This window comes from Pseudomonas sp. GZD-222 (assembly GCF_049310525.1).
Taxonomy (GTDB): Bacteria; Pseudomonadota; Gammaproteobacteria; order Pseudomonadales; family Pseudomonadaceae; genus Aquipseudomonas.
This window is the reverse complement of record NZ_JBMOWO010000102.1, coordinates 23,903-36,114: the sequence shown is the minus strand read 5'-3', so window position 1 is coordinate 36,114 and position 12,212 is coordinate 23,903. Positions and strand designations below refer to the sequence as shown.

The following is a 12,212-nucleotide window of genomic DNA, read 5'->3' as shown; positions in this document are numbered from 1 at the left end:
CCCTCCCCCCTCCTCCCCCCCCCTCCCCCCACCCCCCCACCTCGCCCCCCCCCCCCCCCCCCCCCCCCCCCCCCCGACAGGGCCTTTCAGACTGAAGGATCGCTAGCCTGCATCGAAGCCCGCTGGCTGACCTGGGCATACCAGGCCGCCAGCTGCGGCTGCTGCTCACGCCAGCCGAAGTCAGGCATGCGCAAATCGAGGTAGCCCAGGGCACAGGCCACACCGATGGCAGCGATGTCGAACACCGCGCTCAGTTCGGCAATGTGTTCCTGTTCAAGACTGGCCAGACCGCGACGGATCTTGTCCTGCTGCGATTCGATCCAGCTGTCCCAGCGTTTTTCCTCCGGGCGCAGGAAGGTTTCATAGCGGGTCAGCACTGCGGCATCCATGATCGCATCGGCCAGCGAGGCGAGCGTCAGACGATGCCAGCGTGACCAGCCTTCCTTGGGAATCAGCGGGATGCCGACATGCTGCTGGTCGAGGTATTCGCAGATCACCCGGCTGTCGTGCAGCACCGTGCCGTCAGCCAGGCGCAAGGCCGGGATCTTGCCTGCCGGGTTACCCTGGTTGAGCTCGGCCACCGGGTTGACCGGCGACAGGTTGATGGTCTGCAGTGCCACGCGGTCGATCTGTCCGGTCTCGTGCAGCACCACCAGGACTTTGCGCACAAAGGGCGAAGCCGGTGAGTGGAACAGGGTCATGCTCGGTGCGGACATGACGATCCCTCAGTTGCCTTGCAGGCTGGGTGGCAGGCATACACCGGTGCCACCGATGCCGCAGTAGCCTTCAGGGTTTTTCGCCAGGTATTGCTGGTGATACGCCTCGGCGAAGTAGACAGTCGGCGCCTGGTCGATCTCGGTGGTGATCTCGCCGAAGCCGGCCTTGGTCAACTCTTCCTGGTAAGCCTGTTTGCTGGCCAGGGCCTGTTCCAGCTGCTCGGGGCTGGTGCAGTAGATCACCGAGCGGTACTGGGTGCCGATGTCGTTGCCCTGGCGCATGCCCTGGGTCGGGTTGTGCAGTTCCCAGAACATCGCCAGCAGTTCCTGGTAGCTGACCTTGTCCTTGTCGAACACCACCAGGACCACTTCGGTGTGGCCGGTCAGGCCCGAGCAGACTTCTTCGTAGGTCGGGTTCGGGGTAAAGCCGCCGGCATAGCCAACCACGGTGCTGACCACGCCTTCACGCTGCCAGAAGCGCCGTTCGGCACCCCAGAAGCAACCCAGGCCAAAGATCGCAAAGTCGACGTTCTCGAAGAACGGGCCCAGCAGCGGGGTGTCTTTGAAGACAAAATGCTTCTCGGGCAGGGTCATCGGGGTTTCGCGGCCAGGCAGGGCCTGTTCCGCGGTAGGCAGGACGTTTTTGTTCACCAGGATTTCCGAGCGCAGGACCATGGCCGTTCCTCTGTTTTCAGGTAGATAGGTTGTGGCCATTTCGCGGGACAAGCCCGCTCCCACAGGTATCCCGGTGGGAGCGGGCTTGTCCCGCGATGGGGCCCGAATGAACCCTATATTGCCCGAGAGTAGCGCAACTGTCAGTCCGTCGGTCCACGCGGATAGCGCTTGAGCGTGGTGACCAGCTCGGCCCCCGGAATCGGCCGGTCGAACAGGTAACCCTGGCCGACGTCGCAGCGATGGCGACGCAGGAACGCCAGTTGCTCGGCGGTCTCGATGCCTTCGGCGACCACCTTGAGCTTGAGGTTGTGGGCCATGGCTATCACCGCCGAGGTGATTTCCATGTCGTCCTGGTTGTCGGGGATTTCATGGATGAAGCTGCGATCGATCTTGATGATGTCGATCGGGAATTTCTTCAGGTAGCTGAGCGAGGAATAGCCGGTGCCGAAATCGTCCATGGCCAGGGTCAGGCCCAGCTGCTTGAGCTGGTCGAGCTGGCGGTGCGTGTCTTCAGTGGCTTCGAGCAGCAGGCCTTCGGTCAGCTCCAGCTCCAGCAGGTGCGGCGGCAGGGCTTCTTCTTTGAGAATCTTGGCGATCGAGGCGACCAGGTCGGGATCGGAAAACTGCTTGGGCGACAGGTTGATTGCCACTTGCAGGTTGCCCAGCCCTTCGGTGCGCAGGTGCTGGCTCATGCGGCACGCCTGGCGGGCGATCCACTTACCGATAGGAATGATCAAGCCGGTTTCTTCGGCGACGCTGATGAACTGGTCCGGGCGGATCATGCCCTTGTCCGGATGGTTCCAGCGCAGCAGCGCTTCCAGGCCCAACAGGCGGCCGCTGCGCAAGCACAGCTTGGGCTGGTAGAAGACATCCAGCTCGTTCTGGGTCAGGGCCCGCCGCAGGTTGTTCTCGACGAACAGCTTGTAGCTGGCTTCGGCATTCAGCGCTTCGGTGAATACCTGGGCCTGGTGCTTGCCGTTGGCCTTGGCCTTGTGCAGGGCCAGGCCTGCGTTTTTCATCAGGGTCTGTGGGTCGCGGCCATGCAGCGGCGCGCAGGCCAGGCCCACGGAGCCGGTGACGCTGATCAGCTGGTTGTCGACGAACATCGGTTTGTCGAGGGTGCGCAGCAGTTGCTGGGCGATCTGCTGGCCGCTCTGCAGGTCGGTGTCTTCAAGCAGTACAGCGAATTCGTTACTGGCAAAACGCGCCAGGCTGCCGCCCGCGCTGAGGCTGTTGCGCAGGCGCCGGGCCAGGCTGATCAGCAGCTTGTCGCCAGTCTGATGACCGAGGCTGTCGTTGATTCGCTTGAAGTTGTCGATATCCACCAGCAGCAGGCAGATAGGGCTGTCGCTGTCAGTGGCGAAGCGTTCGTCGAGGTTGCGGATGAACGCCGGACGGTTGCCCAGGCTGGTCAGATTGTCGGTGTAGGCCAGGCGCTCGATGCGCTGCTGGGCCAGTTTGGTCTGGGTGATGTCTTCGTAGATGCCGATGTAGTGCGTCAGTTCGCGATTGTCACCGTAGACCTTGGAAATCGACAACTGGCCCCAGTACGGCTCGAGGTTCTTGCGTCGGCTCTTGAACTCGCCTTGCCAGCTGTTGCTCATGGCCAGGCTCGAAGGCGCATCGAACAACAGTTCGCTGAGGTTCTCCAGGGCCGGCAGCTCCGAGAGCCGGTGGCCGTGAACCTCGTCGGTGCTGTACTGGGTGATGGCGGTGAAACTCGGGTTGACGTACTCGACCACGCCATCGCAGTTGACCAGCAAGAAGGCGTTGGCGCTTTGTTCCACTGCCCGCTGGAACAGGTGCAGGGCACTGGTGGCGGTGCGCCGGTTGTGGTTGTTGATGACCTGGGCGAACTGGTCGGCCAGCTCGCCGGCAAACGCAATTTCATCCGACTGCCAGGCTCGTGGTGAGCCGGTCTGTTCCAGACAGAGCACGCCGACCACCTGGCCGTCGATGCGAATGCTGGCGTCGAGCATGGCATTGATGTCGCGCGGGCGCAGGCTTTCGGCCATTTCCCGGGTGCGCGGGTCGTGGCTGGCATTGTGGGCGTCGATGGCGCGGCTGGTGTGCAATGCGTCGAGGTAGTCGGGAAAGCGGCTGGCGTCGATCGCGTCGGGCAGTACATGCTCCTGGGTGGCGCGGTAGTACGCGGAAATCGGTTCCAGGCGCTGACCTTCCAGGTACCAGATACTCGCGCAGTCGATCTTGTAGATCTCGCAGGCGCTGCGGGTGATCAGCTCGGCAGCTTCAAGCAGCGAATTGCTGGCGCTGTAGCGGTGACGGGCGAGGTGCAGGATCAGATCCTGCTGGGCACGCACCCGCTCAAGATGTTCCAGTTGTTCCTGCTGGGCCTGCTGATTGAGCTGCAGGGCGATCTGCAGGCGATTGTTGCGGGTTTCCAGGTCGGCAGCACTGAGGTCCGGGCTGTCACCTGGCTGGGTGTCGAGCACCATCAGGTAACCGCGCAACAGCTGGCGGTTGCGCTGCTTGTAGGCTTCGCCCAGTTCCAATAGGTGCAGCGGCCCTTGCGCGGTGTGCAGGGTATAGCGCACCAGGTAGTGCGGGCGCTGGCCCAGCTGCAGCTGAATCGCATCATGCAGTTTGTAGCGTGCCTCGGGCTCCATCAGGCTGGCGTAGGGCGAGCCGACCAGCGCGCAGAGCTCGACCGCGGCCAGGCCGAACTGGCGTTCGCAGGCGGGGTCGAGGTACAGCAGGGCCCAGCTGGCTTCATTCAGCCGTTCGAAACGCAGCATGCCGAGCCGCGAAGGCACGGGCAGTTGCGTCACGACCTCGGCCACCATACGGCTGGCGGCATCGGGTTGGCTTTTCATTGAGAGCTCGCTTCAAGGAGGCTGATCGCGAAGGAAGCGCAATCTGCTACTACGTATTCTGGCAAGGTTGCATCATGCGCTGGAGGCTGACAAGTCTGTATGCACTGTGTCGGCATCGAAGTCGAGATCTTAAATCCGCCGGGCGCACAGGCAAAAAAAAGCCCCGCCAAAGTGACGGGGTTGAGGTACGAGCGTGGCAGCTCGAAAAGGGAGCCTGTCTCCCTCGGCAGAGGGAGACAGGAAACAGCATTACAGCAGCATGGTGCGGATGTCGGTCAGCAGGTCGCCCAGGCGCTTGGTGAAGCGCGCGGCAGCTGCACCGTTGATCACGCGGTGATCGTAGGACAACGACAGCGGCAGCATCAGTTTCGGCTGGAAGGCTTTACCGTCCCAGACTGGCTGGATGGTGGCCTTGGAAACACCCAGGATCGCCACTTCCGGCGCGTTGACGATCGGCGTGAAGCCGGTACCGCCAATGTGGCCGAGGCTGGAGATAGTGAAGCAGGCACCTTGCATGTCGTCAGCCGACAGCTTCTTGGTCCGGGCTTTTTCGGCCAGGGCCGCCGCTTCGCCAGCCAGTTGCAGCAGGCTCTTCTGGTCGACGTTCTTGATCACCGGGACCAGCAGGCCATCCGGGGTGTCGACGGCGAAACCGACGTTGACGTATTTCTTGCGGATGATCGCTTTGCCGCTTGGCGCCAGCGAGCTGTTGAAGTCCGGCAGCTCCTTGAGCAGGTGAGCACAGGCCTTGAGCAGCAGCGGCAGCACGGTCAGCTTGACGCCGGCCTTCTCTGCAATGGCTTTCTGCGCAACGCGGAAGGCTTCCAGCTCAGTGATGTCAGCCGAGTCGAACTGGGTCACGTGAGGCACGTTCAGCCAGCTGCGATGCAGGTTGGTAGCACCCATCTGCATCAGGCGGGTCATCGGCACTTCTTCGATTTCGCCGAAACGGCTGAAGTCGACTTCCGGAATCGGCGGGATGCCTGCGCCCCCGGTTGCACCGGCAGCTGGAGCTTCCTTGGCCTTCTGCATCATGGCCTTGACGTAAACCTGCACGTCTTCCTTGAGGATACGACCGTGCGGGCCGGTGGCCGCTACCGCGTTCAGCTCGACGCCGAACTCGCGGGCCAGCTGACGCACGGCAGGGCCGGCGTGAACCTTGGCACCGTTGGTCGCAGCAGGGGCAGCAGTTGGCGCGGCAACTTGGGCAGCTGGCGCAGGAGCAGCAACCGGTGCAGCTTCAGCCTTGGCTGGCGCAGGTGCGGCAGCGGCAGGTGCTGGAGCGGCAGCCGGAGCGGCGCCGGCCACTTTCAGCTTGATGATCAGGTCGCCGGTACCGACTTCGTCGTCCAGCTTGGCAATTACGGCTTCGACCACGCCCGCGGCTGGAGACGGGATCTCCATCGAGGCTTTGTCCGATTCCAGGGTGATCAGCGACTGGTCGGCTTCGACGGTGTCGCCGACCTTGACCAGTACTTCGATGATCTTGGCTTTGCCTGACGAGCCGATGTCCGGAACGTGGATGTCCTGAACAGTGGCAGCCGCCGGGGCAGCTGCCGGAGCAGGAGCAGCCTCTGCAGCCGGAGCAGCAGCAGGTGCCGCCGCAGCCGGAGCAGCAGCCGGAGCCTCAGGCGCCGCAGCGGCGCCCTCGACTTCCAGTTCCATCAGTTCGTCGCCTTCTTTCAGGCGGTCGCCCAGCTTGACCTTCAGCGATTTGATCACACCGGCCTTGGGGGCCGGGATCTCCATGGAGGCCTTGTCGGACTCCAGGGTCAGCAGGCTCTGGTCGGCCTCGATGCGGTCGCCGACTTTGACGAACAGCTCAATGATTTCACCTTCACCGCTGCCGATGTCAGGTACGCGAATGAGTTCGCTCACTTAAAAATACTCCTCAGCAGTCCAGTGGGTTGCGTTTGTCCGGGTCGATACCGAACTTGACGATGGCGTCGGCCACAACCTTGGGTTCGATCTCGCCACGGTCAGCCAAGGCTTCCAGTGCGGCCAGCACGACGAAGTGACGGTCGACTTCGAAGAAGTGACGCAGCTTCTTGCGGCTGTCGCTGCGACCGAAACCGTCGGTACCCAGGACTTTGAACTCTTTGCTCGGCACCCACTGACGAATCTGTTCGGCGAACAGCTTCATGTAGTCGGTGGAGGCGATGACCGGGCCCTTACGGCCAGCCAGGCACTCTTCGACGTAGGTGATCTGTGGCTTCTGACCAGGCTTGAGACGGTTGCTGCGCTCTACGGCCAGGCCGTCGCGACGCAGTTCGTTGAAGCTGGTGACGCTCCACACGTCGGCACCGACGTTGAACTCTTCACGCAGGATCTTCGCCGCTTCACGCACTTCACGCAGGATGGTGCCGGAGCCCAGCAGCTGTACGTGGTGTGCCGCTTCGCGGGTGTCTTCCTCGAGCAGGTACATGCCCTTGATGATGCCTTCCTCGGCGCCGGCAGGGATCGCAGGCTGGGTGTAGGCTTCGTTCATCACGGTGATGTAGTAGAAGACGTCCTGTTGCTCTTCGGTCATCTTCTTCATGCCGTCCTGAATGATCACCGCCAGCTCGTAGCCGTAGGTCGGATCATAGGTGCGGCAGTTCGGGATGGTCGCGGCCAGCATGTGGCTGTGACCGTCTTCGTGCTGCAGGCCTTCACCGTTGAGGGTGGTACGGCCGGCGGTACCGCCGATCAGGAAGCCACGGGTACGGCTGTCGCCAGCGGCCCAGGCCAGGTCACCGATACGCTGGAAGCCGAACATCGAGTAGAAGATGTAGAACGGCAGCATCGGCTGGTTGTGGTTGGAGTACGAAGTACCGGCAGCGATGAAGGAGGACATGGCGCCCGCTTCGTTGATGCCTTCTTCGAGAATCTGACCTTTTTTGTCTTCGCGGTAGAACATCACCTGGTCTTTATCGACTGGCTCGTAGAGCTGGCCGACGGACGAGTAGATGCCCAGCTGGCGGAACATGCCTTCCATACCGAAGGTACGGGCTTCGTCCGGGATGATCGGAACGATGCGCTGGCCGATTTCCTTGTCCTTGACCAGCTGCGCGAGGATCCGCACGAAGGCCATGGTGGTGGAGATTTCGCGGTCGCCCGAGCCGTCCAGGATTGCCTTGAGGGTTTCCAGTGGCGGCGTCGGGATGCTGAAGCTCTTGGCCCGGCGCTGAGGCACGAAACCGCCCAGGGCGTTGCGGCGCTCGGCCAGGTAACGGGCTTCGGCGCTGCCTTCTTCGGGTTTGAAGAACGGCAGGTTTTCCAGCTCTTCGTCCTTGACCGGGATGTCGAAGCGGTCACGGAAGTGACGCAGGCTGTCGACGTCGACCTTCTTGGTGTTGTGCGCGGTGTTCTTGGCTTCGCCAGCACCGGTGCCGTAGCCCTTGATGGTCTTGGCCAGGATCACGGTAGGCTGGTCTTTGTGGTTGACCGCCTGGTGGTAGGCTGCATAGACCTTGTACGGGTCGTGGCCACCACGGTTGAGCTTCCAGATCTCGTCGTCGGACAGGTCTTCGACCATGGCCTTGAGTTCCGGGGTATTGAAGAAGTGCTCACGGACGAACGCGCCGTCCTTGGCCTTGTAGTTCTGGTACTCGCCGTCGATGACTTCGTCCATGCGACGCTGCAGGATACCGTCGACGTCTTTGGCCAGCAGTGGGTCCCAGAAACGGCCCCAGACCACTTTGTTGACGTTCCAGCCACCGCCACGGAACACGCCTTCGAGTTCCTGGATGATCTTGCCGTTGCCGCGAACCGGGCCGTCGAGGCGCTGCAGGTTGCAGTTGATGACGAAGATCAGGTTGTCCAGTTTCTCGCGGCCAGCCAGGGAGATCGCGCCCAGGGATTCCGGCTCGTCGCACTCGCCGTCGCCCATGAAGCACCAGATCTTCTGCTTACCGGCAGGGATATAGCCACGGCTTTCCATGTACTTCATGAAACGCGCCTGGTAGATCGCCTGGATCGGGCCCAGACCCATGGAAACGGTCGGGAACTGCCAGAAGTCAGGCATCAGCCATGGGTGCGGGTAGGACGACAGGCCCTTGCCATCAACTTCCTGACGGAAGTTGTTCATCTGGTCTTCGCTGATCCGGCCTTCCATGAACGCGCGGGCGTAGACGCCTGGCGATGCGTGACCCTGGAAGTAGATCAGGTCGCCGCCGTGCTCGTCGGTCGGGGCCTGGAAGAAGTAGTTGAAGCCGATGTCATACAGGGTGGCGCTGGAGGCGAAGCTGGAGATGTGGCCGCCCAGATCCGAGTCTTTCAGGTTGGTGCGCATTACCATCGCCAGCGCGTTCCAACGGACCAACGAGCGAATGCGGCGTTCCATGAACAGGTCGCCAGGCATGCGTGCTTCGTGGGTAACAGGGATGGTGTTGCGGTATGGCGTGGTGATGGCATACGGCAGCTGGGAGCCACTACGGGTGGCCAGCTCGCCCATACGGGTCATCAGATAGTGAGCGCGGTCTTCGCCTTCTTTGTCGAGAACCGACTCCAGGGCGTCCAGCCATTCCTGGGTTTCGACGGGATCGAGGTCTTGCATGGCTTGCTCCAGGGCGGAAAGGCTTCCAGAATCGGTTGCCTGAGTTTGCGACTGGCCTTTTGGGCAGACGACATGAAATTCTTGGATTACCGGAGAGTGTACCGGCGTTGTGTAGTTTTACTACAAATGAATCACCATTTCATGCTTTTGAAGTGAAGAAGCAGTAGTAAAACTACAGAAAAATGGCTCGTGGCCGCTGTTCGGGTTGTGGGAAAAAACGATACCGGTAGTTAAAAACAAGTTACGAAAAGGTTTGCTGCGATGGTTTCTGCCAGAGAATCATGTTTTTCAGCTATTTCTAACTTTTGTACGACAGTCCAACCGTGGTCAGGGTTCCCTCGTCCGCTCGCCGCCAATCTTTTCTCGCCGATCAAGGATAGACCATGAGCCTGCCATTGCTGGCCGCTGTGCCCGCCACCCTTGCGCCGTTTGTCAGTCGCAGCGAGCAATCGTTGCGTGACGCGGTTGCCCAGACACCTTCGTTATCGCTCGATAGCTGGACACTAGAGCGTTGGGCGCAGTTTGCCCGGGTCACCGCGGCCAGCGATTTTGTCTTCGAACAAGCGCTGCGTGATCCGGCCATGCTCCTCGATCTGGTCGCCAGCGGCGAACTCGACCGCAGCTTTGCAGCGGGCGAGTTGTGCGCGCAGATTGCCGCTGCCACTCAAGCTGCCGAGAGCGAAGACGAGCTGGCGCGCAACCTGCGTCGGCAGCGCAGCCGCCAGCAGGTGCGGATCATCTGGCGTGACCTGAACCGCCAGGCCGACCTGGTGCAGACCTGTCGTGACCTGTCGGACCTGGCCGACGCCTGCATCGATCAGGCCTACCACTGGCTGTACCCGCGGCATTGCCAGCAGTTCGGTACACCCATCGGCCATCGCAGTGGCCTGCCACAACATATGGTCGTGCTGGGCATGGGCAAGTTGGGCGCGGTCGAGCTGAACCTGTCGTCGGACATCGACCTGATCTTCGCCTTCCCTGAAGGCGGCGAGACCGAAGGGGTCAAGCGTTCGCTGGATAACCAGGAGTTCTTCACCCGCCTGGGACAGCGTCTGATCAAGGCCCTGGACCCGATCACCGTCGACGGCTTCGTGTTCCGCGTCGACATGCGCCTGCGTCCTTACGGTTCGGCCGGCGCGCTGGCGCTCAGCTTCAATGCGCTGGAGCAGTACTACCAGGACCAGGGCCGCGACTGGGAACGCTACGCGATGATCAAGGCGCGGGTCGTGGCCGGTGATCAGGTGGCCGGTGCACAGCTGCTGGATATGCTGCGGCCATTCGTTTACCGGCGTTACCTGGACTTTTCCGCGATTGAAGCGCTGCGCACCATGAAGCAGCTGATCCAGCAGGAAGTGCGGCGCAAGGGCATGGCCGACAACATCAAGCTGGGCGCTGGCGGCATTCGCGAGGTCGAGTTCATCGCCCAGGCGTTCCAGCTGATCCATGGCGGACGCGACCTGAGCCTGCAGCAGCGGCCCTTGCTGAAAGTCCTCGCAATGCTTGAAGGACAGGGTTACCTGCCGCCTGCAGTGGTTGCCGAACTGCGCGAGGGCTACGAGTTCCTGCGTTACACCGAGCACGCGATCCAGGCGATTGCCGACCGGCAGACCCAGATGCTGCCGGATGATGAGCTGGACCGCGTGCGCATTGCCTTCATGCTCGGCTTTAGCAACTGGGCGAGCTTCCGTGACCAACTGATGCACTGGCGCGGGCGAATCGACTGGCACTTCCGTCAGGTCATCGCCGATCCGGATGAAGATGAAGGCGAAGAGGGTGAAGAGATAGTCGGCGGTGAATGGCTGCCGCTGTGGGAAGAGGTCCAGAATGAGGAGGCTGCTTGCCGTCAGTTGCAAGACGCCGGCTTTGCCGATCCGGGCAAGGCGCTCAAGCAGCTTGCCGCGCTGCGCGCCAGTCCGCAGCTGCGGGCCATGCAGCGCCTGGGGCGCGAGCGCCTCGACGCCTTTATTCCACGTTTGCTGGCTCAGGCGGTGGAGCATGCCGACCCGGATCTGGTGCTGGAGCGGGTGCTACCGCTGGTAGAAGCGGTAGCCCGGCGCTCGGCCTATCTGGTGTTGCTGACCGAGAACCCGGGGGCGCTGCGCCGCTTGCTGACCCTGTGCGCCGCCAGCCCGTGGATCGCCGAACAGATCACCCGCTTCCCGCTGCTGCTCGATGAGTTGCTTAACGAGGGCCGCTTGTTCAGCCCGCCGCTGGCGCCGGAGCTGGCAGCCGAGTTGCGTGAGCGGCTGACGCGGATTCCCGAGGACGATCTTGAGCAGCAGATGGAAGCGCTGCGCCACTTCAAACTGGCGCACAACCTGCGCGTGGCGGCGTCTGAGATCGCCGGTAACCTGCCGCTGATGAAGGTCAGCGATTACCTGACCTGGCTGGCCGAAGCCATCCTCAATGAAGTGCTGGCCCTGGCCTGGCGTCAGACCGTGGCGCGTCATGGTCAGCCCAAGCGCAGCGACGGCAGTCTGTGTGATCCAGGGTTCGTCATCATTGGTTATGGCAAAGTCGGCGGCATCGAGCTGGGTCATGGCTCCGACCTTGACCTGGTGTTCATCCATGACGGCGACCCACAGGCTGAAACCGACGGTGCCAAACCGATCGACAGTGCCCAGTTCTTCACCCGTCTGGGCCAGCGGATCATTCACCTGCTGACCACCCAGACCAACTCCGGACAGCTCTACGACGTCGATATGCGCCTGCGTCCTTCCGGCGCGTCGGGCCTGCTGGTCAGTTCGCTGGGCGCCTTCGAGCGCTATCAGCAGAACGAGGCCTGGACCTGGGAGCATCAGGCCCTGGTGCGGGCGCGGGTGCTGGTCGGCTGCTCACAGGTGGGGACGGCGTTCGAAGCGGTGCGCGCGCGGGTGCTCGGCAAGGCCCGCGACCTGTCCAAGCTGCAAGCCGAGGTCAGCGAGATGCGCGCCAAGATGCGCGACAACCTGGGGACCAGGGTCAGTGCGGCCGGTACCGGCGCCAATGCGTTCGAGAGCGGTGTGCCCTTTGATATCAAGCAAGATGCCGGTGGTATCGTCGATATCGAATTTATGGTGCAATACGCCGCTTTGGCCTGGTCTCACGACCATCCGGAACTGCTGCGCTGGACCGACAACATCCGTATCCTCGAAGAGCTCGAACAGGCTGGGCTGATGCCCGCCAGCGACGCGGTGCTGCTGCGTGAGGTGTACAAGGCGTTCCGCTCGGCCGCGCACCGCCAGGCCCTGCAAAAGCAGGCCGGAGTGATCGATGCCTCGCAGTTTGTGCAGGAACGTCGTGAAGTGCGGCGTATCTGGGCTGAACTGGGACTGACATGAGCCGTTGAACCAGGCGAACCAGGCGGCAGGAAGCCTGCCAGGACCACACTACAGCCCGAGTGGCGTACACTGGTCGTTATATAGCCTGAATATAAAGAGGGGAGGCCAGGCTGTTCGCGGACAGGCTGCA

At 62.2% G+C, this 12,212-nt stretch carries 6 protein-coding genes; 1 reads left to right on the top strand and 5 read right to left on the bottom strand.

Annotated elements, in window-relative coordinates; genetic code table 11:
* Positions 1-86: 86 nt before the first annotated feature.
* The 5 genes from ACO6VD_RS19145 to aceE form a co-directional block, all read right to left on the bottom strand.
* Complete coding sequence (locus ACO6VD_RS19145) at positions 87-716, bottom strand: glutathione S-transferase (RefSeq protein ID WP_422421313.1); 630 nt, start codon at positions 714-716, stop codon at positions 87-89.
* A 9-nt stretch (positions 717-725) separates the two neighbouring features.
* A complete protein-coding gene (gene msrA / locus ACO6VD_RS19140) occupies positions 726-1,391 on the bottom strand; it encodes a peptide-methionine (S)-S-oxide reductase MsrA (RefSeq protein ID WP_422421311.1) in 666 nt (221 codons plus the stop codon).
* 140 nt (positions 1,392-1,531) lie between these two features.
* Positions 1,532-4,225 carry a putative bifunctional diguanylate cyclase/phosphodiesterase gene (locus ACO6VD_RS19135; RefSeq protein ID WP_422421309.1) on the bottom strand — a complete coding sequence of 898 codons (2,694 nt, stop codon included), beginning with the start codon at positions 4,223-4,225 and terminating at the stop codon, positions 1,532-1,534.
* 249 nt (positions 4,226-4,474) lie between these two features.
* On the bottom strand, positions 4,475-6,103 hold the full coding sequence (aceF, locus tag ACO6VD_RS19130) for a dihydrolipoyllysine-residue acetyltransferase (protein ID WP_422421307.1): 1,629 nt from the start codon (positions 6,101-6,103) through the stop codon (positions 4,475-4,477).
* A 13-nt stretch (positions 6,104-6,116) separates the two neighbouring features.
* Positions 6,117-8,762, bottom strand: a complete 2,646-nt coding sequence (gene aceE / locus ACO6VD_RS19125) for a pyruvate dehydrogenase (acetyl-transferring), homodimeric type (protein WP_400172027.1) — start codon at positions 8,760-8,762, stop codon at positions 6,117-6,119.
* Between the two features lie 383 nt (positions 8,763-9,145).
* Here aceE and glnE point away from each other — a divergent pair, with 383 nt between their 5' ends.
* Positions 9,146-12,082, top strand: a complete 2,937-nt coding sequence (gene glnE, locus ACO6VD_RS19120; protein ID WP_422421304.1) for a bifunctional [glutamate--ammonia ligase]-adenylyl-L-tyrosine phosphorylase/[glutamate--ammonia-ligase] adenylyltransferase — start codon at positions 9,146-9,148, stop codon at positions 12,080-12,082.
* The last annotated feature ends 130 nt before the right edge of the window (positions 12,083-12,212 follow it).